This is a genomic window from Acinetobacter sp. YH12116 (assembly GCF_013418895.1).
Taxonomy (GTDB): Bacteria; Pseudomonadota; Gammaproteobacteria; order Pseudomonadales; family Moraxellaceae; genus Acinetobacter; species Acinetobacter indicus.
In genome coordinates, this window is record NZ_VPBE01000012.1 from 31,757 (window position 1) to 54,747 (window position 22,991).

Annotated in this window: 20 protein-coding genes and 1 pseudogene; 12 read left to right on the forward strand and 9 right to left on the reverse strand. The window is 45.1% G+C overall.

The genetic code is table 11. The features are described from left to right. Positions 1–12: 12 nt before the first annotated feature. On the reverse strand, positions 13–708 hold the full coding sequence (locus FTU54_RS08835; protein ID WP_005176074.1) for a hypothetical protein: 696 nt from the start codon (positions 706–708) through the stop codon (positions 13–15). 183 nt (positions 709–891) lie between these two features. Here FTU54_RS08835 and FTU54_RS08840 point away from each other — a divergent pair, with 183 nt between their 5' ends. Further along, a complete protein-coding gene (locus FTU54_RS08840; RefSeq protein WP_180047069.1) occupies positions 892–3,786 on the forward strand; it encodes a valine--tRNA ligase in 2,895 nt (964 codons plus the stop codon). A gap of 135 nt (positions 3,787–3,921) precedes the next feature. Beyond that, positions 3,922–4,728 carry a hypothetical protein gene (locus FTU54_RS08845; protein WP_168416558.1) on the forward strand — a complete coding sequence of 269 codons (807 nt, stop codon included), beginning with the start codon at positions 3,922–3,924 and terminating at the stop codon, positions 4,726–4,728. Between the two features lie 104 nt (positions 4,729–4,832). Here FTU54_RS08845 and FTU54_RS08850 read toward each other — a convergent pair. From FTU54_RS08850 to FTU54_RS08860, 3 genes and pseudogenes are all read right to left on the reverse strand, one after another. Further along, positions 4,833–5,183, reverse strand: a pseudogene (locus FTU54_RS08850) (endonuclease domain-containing protein); the annotation flags it as partial. Between the two features lie 71 nt (positions 5,184–5,254). Further along, positions 5,255–6,439, reverse strand: coding sequence for a molecular chaperone DnaJ (locus FTU54_RS08855; RefSeq protein ID WP_180046401.1), 1,185 nt, complete (start codon positions 6,437–6,439; stop codon positions 5,255–5,257). Positions 6,440–6,532: 93 nt separating this feature from the next. Beyond that, on the reverse strand, positions 6,533–7,564 hold the full coding sequence (locus FTU54_RS08860; RefSeq protein WP_180046403.1) for a molecular chaperone DnaJ: 1,032 nt from the start codon (positions 7,562–7,564) through the stop codon (positions 6,533–6,535). Positions 7,565–7,819: 255 nt separating this feature from the next. On the opposite strand from FTU54_RS08860, the gene FTU54_RS08865 reads away from it, so the two are divergent. Beyond that, positions 7,820–8,497, forward strand: a complete 678-nt coding sequence (locus tag FTU54_RS08865) for a DUF421 domain-containing protein (protein ID WP_016659883.1) — start codon at positions 7,820–7,822, stop codon at positions 8,495–8,497. A 141-nt stretch (positions 8,498–8,638) separates the two neighbouring features. Here the strand turns inward: FTU54_RS08865 and FTU54_RS08870 are convergent, their stop codons facing one another. Then, complete coding sequence (locus FTU54_RS08870; RefSeq protein WP_158650840.1) at positions 8,639–8,872, reverse strand: hypothetical protein; 234 nt, start codon at positions 8,870–8,872, stop codon at positions 8,639–8,641. On the opposite strand from FTU54_RS08870, the gene FTU54_RS08875 reads away from it, so the two are divergent. The 4 genes from FTU54_RS08875 (at position 8,858) to FTU54_RS08890 (ending at position 12,032) form a co-directional block, all read left to right on the forward strand. Beyond that, entirely contained in the window at positions 8,858–9,802 is a 945-nt protein-coding gene (locus FTU54_RS08875; RefSeq protein ID WP_104509882.1) for a transporter substrate-binding domain-containing protein, read from the forward strand. The two genes, FTU54_RS08870 and FTU54_RS08875, sit on opposite strands and share 15 nt — an antisense overlap. Positions 9,803–9,865: 63 nt before the next feature. Continuing rightward, a complete protein-coding gene (locus FTU54_RS08880; protein ID WP_005176049.1) occupies positions 9,866–10,609 on the forward strand; it encodes an amino acid ABC transporter permease in 744 nt (247 codons plus the stop codon). Beyond that, positions 10,609–11,292 carry an ABC transporter permease subunit gene (locus tag FTU54_RS08885; protein ID WP_005176046.1) on the forward strand — a complete coding sequence of 228 codons (684 nt, stop codon included), beginning with the start codon at positions 10,609–10,611 and terminating at the stop codon, positions 11,290–11,292. The genes FTU54_RS08880 and FTU54_RS08885 overlap by 1 nt, the downstream gene beginning before the upstream one ends. Before the next feature lie 14 nt (positions 11,293–11,306). Further along, a complete protein-coding gene (locus tag FTU54_RS08890) occupies positions 11,307–12,032 on the forward strand; it encodes an amino acid ABC transporter ATP-binding protein (protein ID WP_171066734.1) in 726 nt (241 codons plus the stop codon). Positions 12,033–12,096: 64 nt separating this feature from the next. Here the strand turns inward: FTU54_RS08890 and FTU54_RS08895 are convergent, their stop codons facing one another. Both FTU54_RS08895 and FTU54_RS08900 read right to left on the reverse strand, forming a co-directional pair. Next, on the reverse strand, positions 12,097–12,834 hold the full coding sequence (locus tag FTU54_RS08895) for a carbonic anhydrase (protein WP_180074639.1): 738 nt from the start codon (positions 12,832–12,834) through the stop codon (positions 12,097–12,099). 918 nt (positions 12,835–13,752) lie between these two features. Beyond that, positions 13,753–15,009: an MFS transporter gene (locus FTU54_RS08900; protein WP_180074640.1), complete on the reverse strand. Its 1,257-nt coding sequence runs from the start codon at positions 15,007–15,009 to the stop codon at positions 13,753–13,755. A 154-nt stretch (positions 15,010–15,163) separates the two neighbouring features. On the opposite strand from FTU54_RS08900, the gene FTU54_RS08905 reads away from it, so the two are divergent. From FTU54_RS08905 to putP, 5 genes are all read left to right on the forward strand, one after another. Beyond that, positions 15,164–15,790: a 1-acyl-sn-glycerol-3-phosphate acyltransferase gene (locus tag FTU54_RS08905; RefSeq protein WP_005176034.1), complete on the forward strand. Its 627-nt coding sequence runs from the start codon at positions 15,164–15,166 to the stop codon at positions 15,788–15,790. Between the two features lie 63 nt (positions 15,791–15,853). After that, positions 15,854–16,771, forward strand: coding sequence for a patatin-like phospholipase family protein (locus FTU54_RS08910; protein ID WP_016659878.1), 918 nt, complete (start codon positions 15,854–15,856; stop codon positions 16,769–16,771). Positions 16,772–16,881: 110 nt separating this feature from the next. Then, entirely contained in the window at positions 16,882–17,361 is a 480-nt protein-coding gene (locus tag FTU54_RS08915; protein ID WP_005176030.1) for an NfeD family protein, read from the forward strand. A 10-nt stretch (positions 17,362–17,371) separates the two neighbouring features. After that, positions 17,372–18,226 (forward strand): SPFH domain-containing protein, encoded by an 855-nt coding sequence (locus FTU54_RS08920; RefSeq protein WP_005176027.1) that lies wholly within the window; start codon positions 17,372–17,374, stop codon positions 18,224–18,226. A gap of 205 nt (positions 18,227–18,431) precedes the next feature. Further along, entirely contained in the window at positions 18,432–19,925 is a 1,494-nt protein-coding gene (gene putP, locus FTU54_RS08925) for a sodium/proline symporter PutP (protein ID WP_180074641.1), read from the forward strand. 207 nt (positions 19,926–20,132) lie between these two features. Here the strand turns inward: putP and bfmS are convergent, their stop codons facing one another. Beyond that, positions 20,133–21,788 carry a sensor histidine kinase BfmS gene (gene bfmS / locus FTU54_RS08930; RefSeq protein ID WP_163146073.1) on the reverse strand — a complete coding sequence of 552 codons (1,656 nt, stop codon included), beginning with the start codon at positions 21,786–21,788 and terminating at the stop codon, positions 20,133–20,135. A gap of 33 nt (positions 21,789–21,821) precedes the next feature. Next, positions 21,822–22,538, reverse strand: coding sequence for a response regulator transcription factor BfmR (gene bfmR / locus FTU54_RS08935; RefSeq protein WP_005176018.1), 717 nt, complete (start codon positions 22,536–22,538; stop codon positions 21,822–21,824). Between the last annotated feature and the right edge of the window lie 453 nt (positions 22,539–22,991).

Genomic DNA, 22,991 nt, shown 5'->3' on the forward strand with positions numbered 1-22,991 from the left:
CCCTCTATACGTTCATTTGTTGTGATGAATATCAGTGTAACCGCGCTCTGGCTGCGGGTCATTGCCCACAAAGCCCAGAAAATGATTGAAATACTGTTCCGTTATGCGGGTATCAAACTGGGTGCCGAGTTTTTCCAGCCGCTTATAGCCAAGCTGGGTAGTCAGCTGAATCACCCCGGTCAGGGTTTTATCGACCATAAAATTAAACTTCAGCATTTTCTTTGGCTCGCGGACCAGACTGGTCACGCCCTGATCGACAATCTGGGTAAAAGCCCGAAAGGCTGGCTGGATATAGGCACTATTGCCCTGCCGGATTTGTTCGACACAACCCAAGGTTTCTTTAATCAGCACATTATCGACCGGATAGGCCACATAGGCCTGCCCCTCTTTTTCATAGGTTTTCTGTTGCAGATAATTCACCATCGGCACCAGACGGTCATTGCCAAAAAATGACACTGACCACGGCATATATTTTTGCACGGTGTCCATCACCTGCTGCACAATTTTTTCCGATTCACGGTCGGGCGAGCTGCTGGTCCGGGCAATTTCGCCAAACACCTGATCAACAATTTCACAGGAAATATGTGACAGCACCTCGCCTAAAGGCTTGGCCAGACTGTGCGGATTACCCTGGTTAAACTGTTGATGTAACTGCTGAAAACGCTGATAGGTAGCTGGGCTTAATTTTAGTGCGATTGAATAGGTCATTGTTGTTCTCGCTTTTTTCGTCGTTGTTCTGCGAACTTTGCTCATTGTTATTTGCCTACATCATACGACGAGTAAGTGCAGATGCCAATTGCTTAAACAAGCCAATGATTCAGGCTGCCTAAGTCGCCATTTTTTTTGCTACAATAGATGCAATTTTTTATCTACTTTTGATCTGTTCGAACTATGACTGATTCAGCGCAAAATATTGCTACAACTTACGATCCGACCGAAATCGAGAAAAAATGGTACCAAACGTGGGAAGAGCGCGGTTACTTCAAACCGTCTGAAAAAGGCGAGTCTTTCTGTATCATGATTCCGCCACCAAACGTCACTGGTAGCTTGCACATGGGTCATGGTTTTAACAATGCCATCATGGATGCTTTGACTCGTTATAACCGTATGTCAGGCAAAAATACGCTTTGGCAACCGGGTACTGACCACGCAGGTATTGCAACCCAAATGGTTGTCGAGCGTCAGCTCGGTGCGCAAGGTGTGAGCCGTCATGATCTTGGTCGTGAAAAGTTCATCGAAAAAGTATGGGAATGGAAAGAACAATCTGGCGGTAACATTACCCGTCAAATTCGTCGTTTAGGTTCTTCTGTAGACTGGTCACGTGAACGCTTCACCATGGATGAAGGTTTATCCAATGCGGTTAAAGAAGTGTTTGTTAAGCTTCATGAACAAGGTTTGATTTACCGTGGTAAACGCCTTGTAAACTGGGATCCTAAATTACAAACTGCCTTGTCTGACTTAGAAGTTGAGTCTGATAAAGAAGAACAAGGTTCACTGTGGCACTTCAAATACTTCTTTGAAGATAAGTCACTTCGTACCCACGATGGTAAAGATTACATCGTTGTGGCAACCACGCGTCCTGAAACATTGTTAGGTGATACGGCAGTTGCGGTTGCGCTTGATGATGAACGCTATGCTGATTTAGTCGGTAAAAACATCATCCTGCCAATTACAGGTCGTGCGGTTCCAATCGTTAAAGATGAATATGTAGACAAAGCATTCGGTACAGGTTGTGTAAAAATCACGCCTGCGCATGACTTCAATGACTATGAAGTGGGTAAACGCTGCGAATTACCAATCATCAACATCTTCAACAAAAATGCTGAAGTTCTTGCTGAATTTGAATACATCGCAAAAGCAGGCGAACAAATTTCTAAAACCATTCCTGCGCCTGCAGACTATATTGGTTTAGAACGTTTTGAAGCACGTAAGAAATTGGTTGCTCAAGCCGAAGCTGAAGGTTGGTTAGATCAAATTCAACCGTACACATTGAAGCCACCTCGCGGTGACCGTTCAGGCGTGATCGTTGAGCCGTTATTGACAGACCAATGGTATGTGAAGATTGCCCCACTTGCGAAACCTGCGATTGAAGCGGTTCAAGACGGTCGTATCAAGTTCGTGCCTGAGCAGTACAGCAACATGTACATGGCGTGGATGAACAACATTCAAGATTGGTGTATCTCGCGTCAATTATGGTGGGGTCATCGTATTCCTGCTTGGTACGATGCGGAAGGCAATGTTTACGTGGGTCGTAACGAAGATGAAGTTCGTGCGAAACACAACATCCCTGCTGACGTTCAATTGAACCAAGACGAAGACGTACTCGATACTTGGTTCTCTTCTGGTCTTTGGACATTCTCAACTTTAGGTTGGACAGGTGACGAAGCGAAAGACAAAGAAAACTATTTCTTAAATACTTTCCACCCGACTGATGTATTGGTGACAGGTTTTGACATCATCTTCTTCTGGGTTGCTCGTATGATCATGCTTACGATGCACTTCATGAAAAATGAAGATGGCACGCCACAAGTACCATTCAAAACTGTGTATGTACACGGTTTGGTACGTGATGGCGAAGGTCAGAAGATGTCTAAATCTAAGGGTAACGTGCTTGACCCATTAGATTTGATTGACGGTGTTGATCTTGAAACTTTAGTACAAAAACGTACCACAGGTTTGATGAATCCGAAACAAGCAGCGAAGATTGAAAAATCGACCCGTAAAGAATTCCCTGAAGGGATTCAGTCTTACGGTACAGATGCGGTTCGTTTCACCTTCTGTGCGCTTGCCAACACCGGTCGTGACATCAAGTTCGACATGAAGCGTGTTGAAGGTTACCGTAACTTCGCCAACAAAATCTGGAACGCAACCCGTTTCGTAATGATGAACTGCGAAGATCAAGTAATTGGTCAAGACGTTCGTCAAGACCTTTGGGAATTGCCTGAGCAGTGGATTGTCAGCCGTCTACAAAAAGCGGAAGCTGCGGTTCAACAAGCCTTTGCGACCTATCGTTTAGACTTGGCTGCACAAGCGATTTACGAGTTCATTTGGAATGAATACTGTGACTGGTATGTCGAGCTGACGAAACCGGTTCTGAATGACGAAAACGTATCGGTTGAACGTAAAGCTGAAGTGCGTCGTGTGCTTCTTTCTGTAATGGAAGCCTCTTTACGTTTGGCACATCCGTTGATGCCTTACTTAACAGAAGAAATCTGGCAAACACTTGCGCCGAAACTCAACATTTCTGGCGAAACGATTATGCTCGCACAGTACCCTGTTGCTGACCAAGCATTAGTAAACGAACAAGCTGAAGCAGATATGCAATGGCTGCAAGGTTTGATTGGTGCGGTACGTAACATCCGTGGTGAGATGGGTCTAGGTAATGCTCGCTTGTTGCCTGTTCTGCTTCAAAACACTACTGATGCAGAAAAAGCACAAATCGCTCGTATTGAACCGTTGTTTAAAGCATTGGCAAAAGTTGAAAGCATTACTTTCCTTGCAGATGCTGAACAACCGCCATTGTCTTCTTCATCTGTAGTCGGTCATGTGTCTGTATTCGTTCCAATGAAGGGCTTAATTGACCCTAAAGCGGAATTGGGTCGTCTACAAAAAGACTTAGACAAGGTTCAAAAACAGCATGACCAAATTGCCACTAAACTTGCGAATGAAGGTTTTGTGGCGAAAGCACCTGCTGCTGTGGTTGAAGGTGAGAAATTGAAACTTGCTGAGTTTGCTGATCAATTAGCGAAGATTAAAGCGAATATGGAGCAAATTGCGGCGCTTTAATGTGTTGTTAATTCAACCAATTTCGTAGTATAAAGGGCTGATTATTCAGCCCTTTATTTTATAATCTTTATTGCATTAAACACTAAAGACTATAAAATAGCCTCTCTAAAAAAATGCAATCTAATAAAGAGGCGTATGAATTCAGAATTCTTAAAAACAGTTCAAAAATTTTTAGGAATTATTAGCTTTATTACAGCAATAATTTTAATTGGACTTTATTTCTTTTTCTCATATCTTCTGAGTTCTGATCCTTTTTCATGGTCAAAAACTTTTTACTCATTAGGAAAAGATGTATCGAATGCATTGATTCCAACTTTAATAATTCTATCTGTTTCATTATTACTCTTAAAATCATTAACAGATTTCTTCGAAAATCAACGTGATGAAAAATTGATTGATGATATTGCTCGAAGAACACTAGATGAAGTAAAACCGTATTTTAATAATGATTGGAAAACTCAAGATTTTTTTAAGAATAAAAATTGGAAACTTCTATTTCAAAATCATAAAAAAGTTACCATTGTGACCCATTATTTTGATTCATGGATATCTAGTCATTCAAAGACATTAGAAGCTTTTTTAAAAAAAGGAGGTGAATTAGAATTTATCCTTCCTGATGAAAACAATAATGAACATCTTAAAATTATAGCTAGCCGTTTCAATAAGTCTCCTATGGATATAAAAACTAAGATTAATAACTGTAAAACAAAATTGGATGGCATCCATAAAAAAGTGAATAAGAAGGGAACGATAAAAATCATCCACAGTACCAAATTCCATTGGAACTTCTTTATGCTTTTTGATGAAAAATTACTCATCATTTCCCCATATGAAGGAAATGTTGATGTATCAAGTGACTCGCCTGCTTTAGAGTTTTCTTTATCTAAGAATGATCAAGTTAAAATTTGGATTTTAAAAGAGATTGAGAGTTTACGATCTTAGAAACCCTCATCCCCCGCCTTCTCCCAAAGGGAGAAGGAGCATCATTTGATTTTATGTTTGCACGGATTTAGTAATGAATATTTCCCTCTCCTTTTAGGAGAGGGTTAGGGAGAGGTATTTTTTAATTCACAACACTTTTGCCACAAATCCTCCAACACTATCTCAGTTCGCCCCAACACATCATGATTCCAATACCGAACCACAGTTAAACCCAACGCCTCTAAAAAATTCGTTCGTACAGCATCATATTCCACAGCATCATCTGTTCCATGCTGACTACCATCCAACTCAATCACTAAACCAATTTCATGGCAGTAAAAATCCACAATATAGGGTTGGATCACATGCTGACGACGAAATTTAAGGTTCATACAACGCTTGGCGCGTAAAACTTGCCACATCAGATGTTCTGCATCGGTGGCGGTGTGACGCATGGATTTGGCGAAGGCGAATAATCAGCGGGTTAAAGTGCATAAAAAAGCATCGTCAAAATGACGATGCTCTGAATGACAATCAATGCTAAAAATTACTCAAATGACCAACTAAATGCTCTGCTTTTCAGTAAAATTTTTAAGTAATCAAAATCCTTATAATCATTTAAACGCTTTTCATCTCTTAACAGTTTTGCTTGAATATCTGCTAAATCGCGTTGATATTTTTTTATCAAATCAACAGGTTTAAAACGCTGTTTGTAAAAACCAGAGCCGATCCAATCAAATGAATAAATAATATCATCTATTTCAAATTGTAATTTCTCTACTTGCTCTTCCAACAATAAATTATAAGATTTCAAATGCTCATTCGCGATTTTTGTTGCCTGTTCCTGATCACCTTGCGCTGTAAAAACACGCAATTTCAAAAGAGTAAGCAAATCTTTTTCCTCTAATGCAGCATTTGCTTGCTGTAATAATTCGGTTTTTTCAATGCGCTTTTGTTCATCTTGCTCTCGATCAGGGTGAATTAAGGCAGCAATTTTTGAATAAATGCTTTTTAGAGATTGCCCTGCCATTTTTTTCGCTTCTTCAAGCTGTGTTTGCTTCTTTAAAATTTTCTTTTTTTCCTTTTCAGCAAACTTTTGATATTCATCACGCTCATCTTCATTAAGCTGATTTTGAATAAAATTTGCTTCTTCTCGATCTAATTTATCTTTTACTTTTTCCATAAACGCGTCGAGATTATTGAGATCCAAATCAAAGTCAAGCCAAGCTACGGGTACCCCGATTTGGTCTGCTATCATTTCTTTTATGGCTTGTTTTTGCATCATTTCATCAGCATCATGCGCTTGATGCGAATGATCATTTACATGAGAGCTGACTTCTTCAGCATCAGCACTTTCTTCTATCAGCTCATAATGTTGAGCAATGATAAGCGTCAACTCATGTTGTTGTTCAGAAAGATTCGGATTATTAAGCAGCTGACTCGCTAAAATTGAAATTTTTTCATCTAAACGCACTAAATATGTTTTTGCGATTTTATGCGTATTTTTATATTGCCAAAGCGTCTCTAATTGAGCGAACAAAACGTGGTGCCACTGACGATATAAAGGTAATAGCTCATCTCTTGCATCCTCTTGAACTTGTTTTTGCGCTTGTTGCCAGTCCGCCAATACCATTTGTAATTGCTCAATTTTCTTAAGCAATCGATTAAACTTTTTTTGTTGTGCCGATAATTTTTCACTCGTTTGATAAATGCTTAAATCTAAATTGCTCATTCACTGACTTCAACGCTAATCTCAATTTCTGTAATATTTTAGCATAATGAATAGCATACAAACTTTTTGCTTAGTTCAAAAAAACTATATTCTTTACAAAACCCCATGCTCCAACAACATCCCTAGCCCACTCTCTTTCCCCATAAAACTCAGCCGTTGCTTCTCCGCTTTTAACTGATGCTTCACGTTCGACACATCCGCATCAATCTGTTTATACAACTGCTCAATATTGAGCTGCCCTTTGGACTTTTGCACCGCAATTTTGGCTTTATTTGACCATACAAGCGAGTTAATCAATTCCTGCATCTGCTGTTTTAAGGACTGGCTTTGTGCTTCTAACGCCTGTTGGTAAAACTTGAATTGTTCTGTGCTTAAACCTTTGTGTGAACCGTTTTTACTTTGCTCAACTTCAAGCTGAAGTTTCAGTAAAAAGAATAAATCTTCCTGTTCGTATGCTTCATTGGCACGTTGTAAAAGCTCGGTCTTTTCCTCTTTTTTAGCTTCATCGGGCTCACGATCAGGGTGAATGATGGAAGCAATCTTGAGATACACAGTTTTGAGTGATTGATTCACCATCTTTTCAGCTTGCGCTTGTTTTTCTTGCTGACGTTTTAACTTGGCTTGCTCACGTGCTTGTTGGTATTGATCATTATTCCAATCTTCAAATACATCATCGGCTTGGACTGTTTCAGTTTCAGGCTCATCAAAAGTGTCTATATTTTTCTTCTTGTTTTTTTTCTTGCTGTATTCATCTGCCTGCTGATAATAGACATGCATTTTTTCCACTTCATCTAACTGCTTTTGACTCAGCAAATGTGAACCTTGTAGTAACCGTGCTAAAGTTTGGATTTTATCTTCCACCAATGCTGTATTTGATTTCGTGAAACTATAACTACTTAGACCATTCCAAAGTGTCTTCATCTGTTCATACAAAGTGCTATATAACTCACGATACGCAGGCATCAGCGCCTTTTGACTATAGGCACGAATGTCATCTTGGGCATGTTGCCATGCAAGCAATAACTGTTTCTGCTGTTCAATCTCATCGATTAAACGATTCAGCTTCTGATGCTGTGGTGAGACTTCAAGCACCATGTTTGGCATGGTTTTCAGCGCAAAAGGCATAGGGAAGATAAAAGCAAAAGAGAAATTATACCTGATTTATGTGAAAGTATTTTTTGACTCATCTCAGTAAAACTGAAGCAAAGCAAAATCCTGAGCAAATAAGCCTTAACATTACATGGCTTCAGATCAGGTAATTTTTTGAATTAACCAAGTCACTCAAATCATTGCAGTTCATTACGCAACTATAAACATTCAGCCGCCGCAATTCATGCATAGTATCAACAAAGACCAACAGATTATAAAAAGGACATTCACATGGATTGGGCCAGTATTTTTATTCATGACACCACCTGGGCTTTTGCGGCTGAAATTAGCGTGCGAGCCATCCTTATGTTCAGCATGATCATTATTTTTTTACGTCTGACTGGAAAACGTGGTGTGCGCCAGCTGTCAATTTTTGAACTGGCGATTATTCTGTCGCTGGGTTCAATTGCCGGCGACCCGATGTTCACCGAAGATCTGCCGCTGATTCAGGCCCTGCTAATCATGAGCATCGTGATTTTCCTGTATCGTCTGGTGACCTGGTTAATGATGAAATACCAGCCCTTTGAAGATCTGCTGGAAGGCAAGTCGCTGTATATTGTCGAAGATGGCGAGCTGGTCTTAGAAAAGATTAAACGCGGTAAAATGTCGCACGATGAATTCTTTGCCGAAATGCGCCAGCAAGGGGTCGAACATCTGGGACAGGTACGAGTCGGTTTACTCGAAAATGATGGCAAGTTTAGCATCCTGTTTTTTTCCAATGATCAGGTGCGTTACGGTTTGCCCCTGTTTCCCAAAGCCTGTCAGGAAATTACCGAAGTCAAACCGCATACCCATTACGCCTGCGTATACTGTGGCTATACCGATTTTTTGCAAAGTGCCGAGCAGATCTGCCCGCGTTGTGACAGCTGTCACTGGACTGAAGCCATCAATACCCTGCGGGTAGATTAATCGCGTGATTTAAATCTCTGTGCCGGTTCATCTACCTTCGCCTAACTTTTTATCTCAACTTTGGTCATATCTTGGTCTTTAATGGCCCAAGACTGGCACAGTTCCTGCTGTATTTTATTCATGCTTTTTGCTGCTATTTATCTAAAAAGTGGTTATTTCATAACGATTTATCATTAACAAAACGGTTAAAAATTTCGCTTGAGCAATGCTGGAAATCTCGCTTAAGATGAAGCTATGCCGTTGTGCAGAGATAATTAAAACAATCTCATTTGCTTCATTACCTGATAAATCAGTTCCAGGATTGGAATTGCCATGAATAACAGCAAATGACCAATAATCAATACAAAAGGAGTTTTGTACATGACCTCTAAACACACCCTCACCTCCCTGTTTTGTGCCAGCGCATTCATGCTTGGCCTCAGTGCTTGTAGTGACAATAAAGCTCCAGCTGATGCCAATAGCAACACCAATGCCGCTGCCTCGAGTTCGGGCACCTTAGAGAAAATCAAAAAGTCCGGCACCATTGTGCTGGGTTATCGTGACTCATCCATTCCCTTCTCCTATATTGCCGATACGCCAAATCAGCCGGTCGGTTATGCGCATGACCTGCAACTGAAAGTGGTGGAAGCGCTAAAACAGAAACTGGAGATGCCAGATCTGAAAATCCGCTATAACCTGGTTACCAGCCAGAACCGGATTCCACTGGTCTCTAACGGGACGGTCGATTTAGAGTGTGGCTCGACCACCAACAATCAGGAACGCCAGCAGCAAGTGGCTTTCTCGGTCGGTTTCTTCCAGGTGGGTTCACGTTTACTTACGGCCAAAGATTCCGGTATTCAGGATTTTGCTGACTTAAAAGGCAAAAAACTGGTCACCACCGCCGGTACCACTTCTGAACGTTATATCCGCCAGCATGAAAAAGAACTCGGTATTGGCGAAATTATTTCAGCCAAAGACCATGCCGAATCCTTCTTGATGCTACAAAGTGGCCGCGCCGCTGCCTTTATGATGGATGATATTCTGCTGGCCGGTGAAAAATCCAAAGCCACCGATCCAGACAAATGGGTGATTGTCGGTACGGCGCCAATTCAGGAAATTTACGGGTGTATGCTGCGTAAAGGCGATACTGAATTTAAACAGGTGGTGGATGATGCCATTAAAGCCACCTATAGCTCGGGTGAAATCAACCAGATGTATAACAAATGGTTCCAGCAGCCAATTCCACCGAAGAACATCAACCTGAACTTTGAAATGTCCGATCAGCTGAAAGACCTGATTGCCAATCCGCACGATCGTGATCAGTAACACTCCAACATAAACCGGCTCAGGTAAACACGGATGCTTTACCTGAGTTTTTGAGGAGGACGTATGAATTATAGTTGGAACTGGGGTGTCCTGTTTCAGTCTACCGGCATTGGCGACAGTACCTATCTGCACTGGATTCTCGCCGGTCTGGGCTGGCTGCTGGTGATTGCCATTGTGGCCTGGAGTATTGCCATGCTACTGGGCAGCATTTTGGGGATTATGCGAACCCTGCCCAGCAAAACCGCCCGCACGATTGGCACCGCCTATGTCACCATTTTTCGTAATGTACCGCTGCTGATCCAGCTGTTTATCTGGTTCTATGTGGTGCCCAATTTCCTGCCAGCGCCCATCAAAAGCTGGTGGATGAATGATCTAGGCGCGCATACTTCAGCGCTGATTTCAGCCAGTATTGGACTGGGACTGTTTACCGCGGCGCGGGTCTGTGAACAGGTGCGCACCGGTATTGAAGCCCTGCCACGCGGACAGATCAATGCCGGTTATGCCATGGGTTTTAGTACCGCGCAGTTATATCGCTATGTAATTTTACCGCAGTCATTTCGCACTATTTTGCCGCCGTTAAGCTCGGAGCTGACCAACTGCGTTAAAAACACCTCGGTCGCCTCTCTGGTCGGGGTGGCGGAAATTATCTCGCAAATGAAAACCATCAGTGAGTACACGCAAAACACCATTGAAATTTATACCATTGTCACCGTTATTTTTATTGTGATTAATATTTGCCTCATTCAGGGCATGAACCTGCTGGAAAAACGTTTACGTGTTCCCGGCCTGATTGCAGGAGAAAAATAATGGAATGGCTCACTGCATTTTTAAATGATTTACAACTGTCCGGGCCAGCGCTATGGCATGGTTTTACCATTACCTTAAAAGTGCTGGTCATGGCGACCATTGGCGGTATTCTAATTGGCACCCTGCTGGCGTTAATGCGCCTGTCTTCTATTCGCGTACTGAATCTGTTTGCACAAGGCTATGTCAATCTGTTCCGCTCGATTCCCTTGCTGCTGGTGCTAATGTGGTTCTATTTTGCGGTACCATTTTTCTACACCGCCCTCACCGGGAATTACCTGACCATTGATACTGCACTGGTGTCGAGTATCGTGGCCTTTATGCTATTTGAGGCGGCCTACTTTTCTGAAATTGTCCGTGCCGGGATTCAGTCCATTCCCAAAGGCCAGACTGCGGCTGCCTATGCGCTGGGCATGACTTATGGCCAGTCGATGCGGCTGATTATCTTACCGCAGGCCTTTCGCAAAATGACCCCGCTGCTGTTACAGCAGACCATCATCCTGTTTCAGGACTCCACCATGGTTTATGCCATTGGCCTGCTGGATTTCTTCCGCACCAATTATGTCCGCGGCGATTTAATGGCGCTGCTGACCCAATATATTCTATTTGCCGGGCTGGTGTATTTTAGCGTGAGTTTAATCGCCACCTATGCAGTGAAAAAACTACAAAGGAGGCTGACGGTATGACCGAACCCAAGATTATGATTGACCTCCAGAATGTCAGCAAATGGTATAAGGATTTTCAGGTCCTGACCGATTGCAGCACCCAGATTCGTCAGGGAGAAGTGGTGGTGGTGTGTGGACCATCGGGTTCGGGAAAATCGACCTTGATTAAAACCGTAAATGGTCTGGAACCGTTTCAAAAAGGCCAGATTCTGGTCGATGGGATTTCGATTAGCGATCCGAAAACCAATCTGAACCAACTGCGTAGCCGTGTTGGCATGGTGTTCCAGCATTTCGAGCTGTTTCCGCATTTAAGCATTACCGAAAACCTGACCATTGCCCAGATCAAAGTACTGGGCCGCTCGGAAACTGAAGCCAAACAGAAAGGGCTGGCCTATCTGGATCGGGTTGGTTTAAGTTCGCAGGCCAACAAATTTCCGGCGCAACTCTCTGGTGGGCAGCAGCAGCGGGTTGCCATTGCCCGGGCCTTAAGTATGGACCCGATTGCCATGCTGTTTGATGAACCAACCTCGGCGCTGGACCCGGAAATGATTACCGAAGTACTGGACGTGATGGTCGAGCTGGCGCGTGAAGGCATGACCATGATGTGTGTGACTCATGAAATGGGCTTTGCCCGTCAAGTCGCCAACCGGGTGATTTTTATGGATCAGGGCAAGATTGTCGAAGACTGCACCAAAGATGAATTCTTTAATACCCAGCGCGGTGAACGTGCCCAGCAGTTCCTAGATAAAATCCTGCATTAATCCATACAACCAAACACCCTAAATTAAGAAGCAGATCAAACGATCTGCTTTTTTTCATATTCGATTATTCCAGTACCAGACGTGCATTGGTCGGCTGTACCGGCCGGTTATTCGGATGTTCCATCAGCTGTGAAAAAGCCTGAATCTGCTGTCTCGAGGCCTGCTGAATCTGTTTGAAGACAATCCAGCGCACGCCTTCGGTACATGGCGGCGTGGTTAAAGAGCCGTTAAAACGATAATAATCCCGTTGCTCCGGTAAAAATGCCGCGGCTACATCCTGATGGTTTAAAATAATGGCCTCACCGGGTTGCTGCGGTAACTCCTGCCACAGCTGTTTCAGCTTCGGATTTTCCTGACCTTCCTGAAACATAATTGCCAGCACCGCCAGCTCACCGGTAGGTGTAGCATGTACCAGATGCATCTCCATCGCAAAACTTTGCCCCTGAATGGTGTTTTCACTTGGACTATGCAAATGGAACTGCTTGAGTTCAAAGATTTTCTGGTCCAGTTCTAAATGGCTACCCTGCTCAAAATTGACCTGAACCGTGCGCTGGTTATTCACAATGGTTTTGGCCTTGGCCGCATAGTTCAGTTTTAACGGCGGCAACTGTGCCGGTGTGGTCTGGGCAATATTAATGGGCGCCTGATTCATACCCGCGCAGGCCTGATATTCCGGTTTTAACTGGCTCCATTTATCCGGCGCAGTCTGTGCCGCATAGCTCCAGTCAAAATGACTACCCTCGGCAGCAAAAGCCATATTCATACTCAAAAGTGCAGTCGCTGCAAAAATACTCCGTTTCATTCTTCAACCTTGAAAACACATCATCAAAAGAGCCTTGATCATCCGTAACCTGCGCCGGCAGAACAAAACCAAATCTTCCAACTGTTTATTGCTTTTGTATCTGATTGGAGCGGTTTTTGAGCGTTATAATTCAGCCTGATGGCCTGATAATGACTTGTCTGATTCACGGACTTATCAAGTTGTACTGATCAATCACGGCGTTGCCGCCCAAACCTACCTTGGTTTCCAGTTCGATGGTGATGCTTTTTATAAGTCCGGTACTAACAGATTTCTGGCTGCTGGATCAGCGACTTATAAAACTGATGACGCTTTGCTTAAATCAACCGGCAACAACATGAGGCATTGAAGAAATAGATCAGTAATTTTTCTGGCACTATCTGATTTTTTAGCTCAGCTTTAGCATGGAATTTTCGCGGTCTTACTAGGTATGTTAAGTTTTCTACCGGGATGGATTGGCCTTGAATTTTAGCTGCACCAGCATGAAGCATGATTGACGTTGTGATTTAGCCAACGCCACTTGTCATTGGCGAGTTGATCACAGGATTCCTTATAGAACGAAGTGACTCAATCAAACCAGCTGATGAGTATCTTGCTTATTCAAAAGTCAGTCTTTCTGATCAGGAGCTTTGATCTATGAATTGATTGAACAGGAATTCGACAGTCTGCACGTCAGCGCCTGCATCTGTCTTAAATATGTCATAAACAGCCACTACACTGCTTGTCATCGGGATCGCACACCACTCCCTGCCCATATTCAGGGTCAATTCCAAGAAAGTGCCCTCCTCACTGTATAACATCAGCACAGCCACTATTCATTCAGCAAACGGCTGTGGGTCAAGGTGGAAGGCCATTATTTTTTATAAACCAGTTACGACTCCAGCGATTCCCTCCAGGATCGCTTTTTTTCTTTTGAAGGGTTTATTGGTGCTGAACTGCCTCATCTTTGGGCAGGCTTCTGGCCCAGACCAGAATCGGAAGCAGACACAGCAGCGCAATCCCGCTAATCATCATTAAATAGCGTGCATAACCAAGCTGATCGCCCAGTATGCCGCTGAGGCTATACAGCCCACCACTGACAGTAGCCATCAGTGCCACCTGAAAGGTAAAATCGGTGCCGGCCAGCTGTTTGCGGCTATAGTGCATCACCAAAGTGAGCATCACCACCAGCAGCATCGCCGAAATACCATCTTCCAGCGCATTAATCAGATAAATCAGCCACAGCGCTACCGCCTGCTGCTGTTCATACTGATAGGCCAGCCAGCTATAGGCAGTTAAAGCCAGCACTTTCAACACTGAAAACAGCACTAAAGCCTGAGCACGTGACATCACCCGGAGCAATAAGCCGGCCACACCTGCACCCAGTAACGCCGCAAACGCCCCTAGCATGGTCACATAAATACCAATCTGGGAAAAACTTAAGCCCAAATCGACCATTAACGGTTTGAGTAATGGACCAGACAGACCATCGGCAATTTTAAAACTGAGCAGCACCCATAACCACAGTGCCAAGCTGCGGCTCTGGCGAAAATAACCCAGATACTGGCGCACGACCTGCCAGGAAAAAGGCGTGGTCTTCTGCGCTGTTTTGGCTGAATGTTGCGGTTCTCGATACAGTAAAATTGGCAAGGTATTTAAAAATACCAGCAGTGCCAGCATCAGAAACGTGGCCTGCCAGTGCAGCCAGTCCAAAGCCCAGAGCATGGCGCCCCCACCAACAATAAAGCCCAGCCGTGAACCAATCACCTGAAAGGTATTGCCCCAGTGCTGCTGCTGGCCAGTTAAAATATTCACCGCCAGTCCATCGGTGGCGATATCCTGCGTGGCCCCAACCAGATTCATCAGCAACAGCCCGAAAAAAAAGCCAAACAAATACAGCGGTTCATTCAGGGCCTGAATCGGGATAAATGACAGCCCGATTAACACCACGACACTCAGCAACTGAGTCGGAATAATCCAGGAACGGTAATGGCCCTGAGCGCTGCGGCCAAAGCGATCCACCCACGGCGCCCAGAAAATTTTAATCGACCAGGGCAACATTAACAGGCCAAAACCGCCAATATGCGCCAGCGATACCCCTTGCGCCCTTAAGATCACCGGCAAGGCATGGGTCATAAAGCCCACCGGCAGACCTTGCGCCCAATACAGGGAAAACAGCAACAGATAAAGATTCGGCATAGCAGCGGACATTCCTTTTTATTTCAGGCCAAGCGGATGGCTCCAGGCAAAACTGCTCAAACAAAAGCGTATTTTTGCTCTGCTTCCCCATTGAATAAAGTCGCAATATTTTGTAAAACTTGGCTGAGTTTCAGTAGGATAATACATAAAAACAATGACCAAGCAATTTCCTGTTTTACCTGATCAAGTACCTGGCCGCGGCAGCGCCCTGAGTCGAGGCTTTTTTAAATCGCTCTTTTTGGCCCAAGGCTGGCAGCTGAAAGGCGAATTTCCCAACCTTCCCAAAGCGGTGGCAATTATATCCCCGCATACCTCCAATATTGATGCCTGGCATGGCTTCGCTGCTTTGCTCGGACTGGGGCTAAAAGTCACCATTTTTGGCAAACATACCCTGTTTAATACACCGTTAAAACCGCTGCTGGAGTGGATTGGGGTGGTGCCGGTAATTCGCCATGCGCCGCAGGGCCATACCCAGCAGATTATTGAAATTATCCGGCAACGTGAACAGATCTGGGTCGGCATGGCGCCGGAAGGCACGCGCAAACAGGCCGAGCAGATTCGCAGCGGTTTTTATCATATTGCCTATGGCGCACAAATTCCGATTGTGATGTTCTCTTTTGATTATGCGCATAAGACCATTCATATTCTTGGTGTGTTTCATCCGACCGGGCATTATGAACAGGATTTAGACGCGATTTATCAGCATTATGAAGGCAAGTTTTCTGCCAAAAATCCGCACTGGCTGGCCAAGCCGTTACAAAAACGCTGGCCCAAAGACTAGCCAAAACCGTATTTTTTTGCTGAGATGTGCGCATATTTTGTTGAATTAATCTCCTATCGAATCATGAAATTACTGCAATTTTCGACAGCCGGCCTGTTATTGCTGGCACTTTCCGGCTGTGATCGGGCGGTACAAACCCCAGTGACTCCAACGCCTATTCAGGCGCGTGAACCGGTGGTGGCCATTGCCTTAGGGGGTGGCGGTGCCAAAGGTTTTGCCCATATTGGCGTACTGAAAGTTTTAGAATCACACGGCATTAAACCGAAAATTGTAACCGGCACCAGTGCCGGCAGTTTTGTCGGCAGTCTGTATGCCAGTGGTAAATCACCGTATCAGTTACAGCAACTGGCCCTAAACTTTAAAGAATCTGATATTCGCGACTTAACCCTGAACCGTCAGGGCTTTGTGCTGGGCCAGAAACTGCAGGACTATGTCAATCAGCAGGTCGGTAACAAAGCCATCCAGCAGTTCCCGATTCGTTTTGCTGCAGTCGCTACCCGTCTGGACAATGGCCGTAAAGCCGACTTTATTAAAGGCAATGCCGGTCAGGCGGTACGTGCCTCCTGCAGTATTCCAAATGTGTTTGTGCCGGCGACTATTGCTGGCACCAAATATGTCGATGGCGGCCTGGTCAGCCCGATTCCGGTCAAAACTGCCAAAGATATGGGCGCCGATCTGGTCATTGCGGTGGATATTTCCGCGCGTCCAACCGGTAATACGCCCATGAATATGTGGGGCCTGCTCGATCAGACCATCAACATTATGGGCCAGCAGAGTATTCATGAAGAACTGCGCCAGGCCAATGTGGTGATTCAGCCTAAAGTTGGTCATATTGGCACACTGGATTTAAAAGCCAGCAACCAGACCATTTTAGAAGGTGAAAAAGCTGCCCAGCTGAAAATCCGCGCCATTGAAAAAGCCATCAGCGACTTTAAAAAATCTCCAGCCGCTTTGGCGCCACCACCTAAAGCCAAATTTTAACATCGGGGATTTTTTCATATCCAAGTCGGTTGTCATCTGCTACATTGAACAGCATACAGATTGATCTATATCAATGATTCTTTTTACAATCATTCGCGACGAGTCGATGTATGGAATTTGTTCTTGAACCTTGGCACTGGTTTGTTTTAGGCATTTTGCTGATTCTTTCCGAGCTGCTGCTGCCGGCTTTTGCTGCGCTCTGGTTTGGCGTGGGCGCGCTGATGGTGGGCGTTTTATATCTGCTGTTCCCGATGATGGGCACCACCACGCAGCTGGTGATGTGGATCATTTTATCGGTGCTGTGTACCCTGCTCTGGTTTAAATTTATTAAACCGCTGTCGATTGATAAAACCAAAGCCGGCCTGTCACGGGAAGCCACCATCGGCCAGATTGGTATGGTCATCCAGACCAATCTGGAGCATGACGAAGTGAAAGTCCGTTTTCCGATGCCGGTGCTCGGTTCTGATGAATGGAACTGCCGCACTCTAAGTCCGGTGCAGGTCGGTGATCGTGTGCGTGTGGTCGATATTCTTGGCAATGATCTGGTTGTGCAGTTGCATAGCCTGCAGAATGACAACGAAAAACAGTGAGTAATATAAAATGAATGCTGGCTCCATTATTGTTTTAGCCCTGCTGGCCTTTGTGGCCATCACCATTTTTAAAGGGGTGCGTATTGTTCCACAAGGCTATAAATGGATTGTGCAACGTTTGGGTAAATACCACACTACCCTAAGTCCGGGTCTGAACTTCGTAATTCCCTATGTCGATGAAGTGGCCTATAAAGTCACCACCAAAGACATTGTACTGGACATTCCATCTCAGGAAGTCATCAGCCGCGATAACGCCGTTCTGCTCATGAACGCGGTGGCCTACATTAACCTGACCACGCCAGAAAAAGCGGTGTACGGGATTGAAAACTATTCTTGGGCCATTCAGAACCTGGTACAAACCTCGTTGCGTTCTATTGTCGGTGAAATGGATCTGGATGATGCGCTGTCCTCACGTGACCATATTAAGGCACGTTTAAAAGCCTCGATTTCAGATGATATTGCGGACTGGGGTATTACCCTTAAAACCGTTGAAATTCAAGATATTAAACCATCCAACACAATGCAGTCAGCAATGGAAGAACAGGCGGCAGCAGAACGTCAGCGTCGTGCCACCGTAACCAAAGCCGATGGTGAAAAACAGGCAGCCATTCTGGAAGCCGAAGGCCGTCTTGAAGCTTCACGCCGTGATGCCGAAGCACAAGTGGTGCTGGCCGAAGCTTCGCAACGTGCTATTGAAATGGTCACGACAGCAGTCGGCGATAAAGAAATTCCGGTGGCCTATCTGCTTGGTGAACAATATGTGAAAGCCATGCAGGATATGTCGAAGTCGCCAAATGCCAAGACGGTGGTATTACCGGCCGATATTCTGAATACCATTCGTGGGGTCATGGGCCGACAAAACTAAGCACCTTTTTAGCCAAAAATAGACAGCCTAGATGCTGTCTATTTTTATTGCCTGAAAGAAAAATCAGTATTTCATGCAAAATTATGGTTAAATTTCGCCTTCATTTTTTGAATCTTTCAGGACTTGTGAGTATCCATCAAGAATTTGCATGGAACGCATTGAGGCCATAAGTCCTTTACTGTCCAACATACTATATGGATACCGTATGAGCTCCCTAAATCCGACCTTAATCACCTTTCTGTTTTATATTGTCGCCATGATCGCGATTGGTCTGATGGCCTATCGCGCAACCACCAACTTTTCAGACTATATTCTGGGTGGCCGCCGTTTAGGCAGCTTTGTCACGGCCCTGTCTGCTGGCGCATCGGATATGAGTGGCTGGTTATTGATGGGTTTACCGGGGGCAATTTATCTGTCTGGTTTATCTGAGGTGTGGATTGCCATTGGTCTGATTATTGGTGCCTGGCTAAACTGGTTACTGGTTGCGGGCCGCTTACGGGTACATACCGAAGTGCAGCACAATGCCCTGACCTTACCGGATTATTTCTCCAATCGCTTTAATGACCGGAAAAAAGTGCTGCGTATTGTATCGGCCTTTGTGATTCTGATTTTTTTTGCGATTTACTGTGCTTCAGGCATGGTGGCCGGTGCGCGCTTGTTCGAAAGTATGTTTGAAATGTCGTATAGCACAGCCTTATGGATCAGTGCCATTGCCACCATCAGCTATGTTTTTATTGGCGGCTTCTTGGCGGTGTCCTGGACAGACACCATTCAGGCTGGCCTGATGATCTTTGCCTTAATCCTGACGCCTATTGTTACTCTGCTGACCTTTTCTGATTTATCTCAAGTGGCGCTGGCACTGGAAGCTGCGCGTCCGCAAGCCATGAATCTGGTCGGTGATTTAAGTATTGTTGCGATTATCTCGTTACTGGCCTGGGGCCTGGGTTATTTCGGTCAACCGCACATTCTGGTGCGCTTTATGGCGGCAGATTCGGTGAAGTCGATTCCAAATGCACGCCGTATTGGCATGACCTGGATGATCCTGTGTTTAGGTGGTGCGGTGGCGGCCGGTTTCTTTGGTATTGCCTACTTCCAGCAACATCCGGAACTGGCCGGCGTGGTGAATGCCAACCCTGAAACCGTGTTTATGGAACTGACCAAAATCCTGTTTAATCCGTGGGTGGCTGGTATTGTCTTGGCGGCAATTCTGGCTGCGGTGATGAGTACCCTAAGCTGTCAGCTGCTGGTGTGTTCAAGTACCCTAACTGAAGACTTCTATAAATCATTCCTGCGTAAATCTGCCTCACAAAAAGAGCTGGTCTGGGTTGGCCGTTTAATGGTGTTACTGATTGCCCTGCTGGCAATCTGGATGGCCGGTAATCCGGAATCGAAAGTTCTTGGCCTGGTGGCTTATGCCTGGGCTGGTTTTGGTGCCGCTTTTGGTCCACTGATTATTTTGTCTTTATTCTGGAAACGCATGACTTTAAATGGCGCACTCGCCGGCATGATCGTGGGTGCGGTGATGGTGATTCTCTGGAAAAATGTCTGGGGCGATACCGGTATCTATGAAATTATTCCGGGCTTTGTCTGCTCGTTTATTGCCATTATTGTGGTGAGCTTGCTGGGCAAAGCGCCAAGCAGCAGCATTACTGAGCGTTTTGATGAAGCAGACCGCTTGTACAAACAACAGACTCAATAATTGCTCCATGCAAAAACAAAATAGCCAGTGACATCACTGGCTATTTTTTTAGCAACTTAATTGATCAATTCAAAGACTGGACAGTAAGAGAGTACGCGGACCATTTTGGATGGTGACAATGGCTGATAACCTCTGCCCCAACCATCCCACCAAAGAACAGCAAACGCCCCTTGCTGCTGTTCTTTAGCTGAATCTTTGAAGCAGCGTTTAAGATTCCAGCCCTTCTTTATTACCCTGCTTTTTACGCGACTTGCTAAAGCGCTGCGCCGGCCAAGACATAATAAAACGCGCACCGCCCAAAGTGGTGCTCTGATCCACCTCAATCTTGCCGCCAAACCAGTAGGCAATCCGGCTGACAATCGACAGGCCTAAACCATAACCACCAGAGGCACGGGTCCGGCTATCATCTAAACGGGCAAAGGCTTCAAATACGCGGCTCCGGTCTTCTTCTGGAATGCCCGGCCCATCATCTTCCACACAGACATAAGCCACGCCTTGTGCAGTCACGCCACCGCTGACCAGTACCTTGTGGTCACAATAACGCACCGCATTCCCGACCAAGTTCTGCACCACGCGGTGTAAATAACGGCGCTCGGCATCGACTTCCAGACTGGTCGACATGGTTTGCAGCTGGATGTCCTTACCGGTTTTCAGCGCATTAGTTTCATTGACCACCTGATCCAGCACATCAAACAGCACCACTTTTTCAATTTCCAAGGATGGCATGCCCTGCTCCAGTTTGGCATAGGTCATGATCTCGTCAATCAGGGTATTCAGTGCTTCAATGTCTTTATCAATCATGTCCAGCTGCTGAATCCGGTATTCGTAATCATCTTCTTCGGCCAGCATTTCCATCCCAAAACGAATCCGCGCTACCGGGGTACGCAGTTCATGCGATACCGCGCGCATCAGCTCGCGCTGGGCTTCAATCAGACGCTGGATATGATCGGACATGCTATTATAGCTGGAGGCCAGACTGGCCATTTCATCTGAACCGTCAATGGGTAAACGCAGGTTTAAATCGCCGGTTTTCATGCGGTTCAGGGCGAAATTTACTTCACGGATTTTGCGCTGCATCGGCAGAATCAGGCCATAAATGCCCAGACTCAGAATAAACAGACTTAGCAAGGTAATCCCGGCCGCCAGCTGGAATGGCATCCAGTTAAACAGCGGTACCGGACCAAGTACCAGCACCTCGGACGGTGAATTCGGCATTGGCGAAATAATGGAGATGGTGGTGCCACGTACGCTGGCATTATCCCGATACAGGATAATGCTGTGGTCCAGCCTTAAACGGCCAATTTGCTCGGAGTCGAGCGGTAAATCGGCAATGTTCTGAATGTCGATAGGATAAGAGAACTGATCCTGGATACGGGCCAGATATTCTTTTTCCTGTCCCGGGAAATAGACCAGATAATCCAGAATAAAGATCGGCAATGCCTTCATTTGCCGTTCGGTAATTTCATCGGCCTTGATATACAGATAATGTTCTGGGTCATTTTTCAGGCCCATAATAATATAGGCTGTGGTCGTTTCTGCATCGTAACGTACCGCAGCCTTGCGCTCTTTAATCCGTTTCAGTTCGGCCCGTGACAGCTCGACCTTATCGGCAGCAATATAATAAATGGGCAGTTCCAGCAAATCCGAGGCATCTGAAATCCAGTCCTGCTTTTGCTGCTCATTGGGTTGTCGCGCCACCCCCTCACTAATGATATAGGCCATACCATCGGTCAGGGATTCACGATATTCTTGCGCGCGCTGATAGTTAATGATCTGAACCAGCAGATAGCCAAACACGGCCACCAATGCCACCAGAATCACCAATCCTGCATAAATCCGCAAGAATATGCTGTGTTTGAACACGAAAAACCGTCCTATCTCAGATACGCGCGACGATTATATACCATTCGTTTCTTTGACAAATAAGTATCCTTTGCTGCGTACAGTTTTAATACGCTTTGGATTTTCCGGGTCATCGCCAATTTTTGGACGGATGCGCGAAATACGTACGTCAATTGAACGGTCCTGACCGTCATATTCAATACCGCGCAGGCGCTCGAAAATATCTTCACGCGACAGGATACGGCCAGCATTCGAAGCCAGTAACCAGAGCAGGTCATATTCTGCGCTGGTGAAATCGACCAGTTCACCATTCAAGGTTACCGAGCGGCCACCATTGTCGATGACCAGGTCATCAAATTCGATACGCTGTGCCACTTCATCTTCAGGGGCTTTGTCAGTACGGCGCAGCAAGGCACGAATACGCGCCAGCAGAACACGTGGCTGAACCGGCTTGGCGACATAGTCATCTGCACCCATTTCCAGACCCAGAACCTGGTCCATATCTTCGGTACGTGCAGTGAGCATCAGAATCGGTTGATGATAATGTGGACGAACCTCGCGGCAAATGGTCAAACCGTCTGCACCCGGCAGCATTACATCCAGCACCACTAAATCTGGCTGCTCCGCGATAATACGGCGGATGGCACGGTTCCCATCTGGCTCAACACCCACTTCCAGTCCGTTACGGATCAGGTATTCCTGGGTTAAACGTGCCAGACGCTCATCATCTTCAACAATTAAAATTTTTGGTAACTTTTCTTCTTGGCTCATGAACTGCCCCTTTATTTGATTAAACGTATTCTATCCTTTTAAAATCCGGGAGATACGTCGAAATATATTCTGCAATATACACACGTTTACATTGTAAACAAGATGCTATTCACTAAACTGATACATCAAAGTAGCTTTTTGTTATATTTTTATTAATTATTGAATTCCTTATACTTTTCTCTTTTTAACTGAATTCCATGAATTCAACAACATAAATCTTTTTTAAAATGTACAATTTTTTTGCAGCTTTTGGCCATTGATCAGAATGTGACTGACTGTTCAAAGAGATTTTTAGTTATCCACAAGTTTATCTATAAGCAGATTATGCCGGCTTTGTTATGCTATGCCCGTGTCCGATAAGGCTTATAGCCGAATGGACAAATCGGGGATTTTTTTGCAAAAGATTTTATCCAAAAAACGCCAAAAATTTTAAAGAAAAGTCAATATTGATCT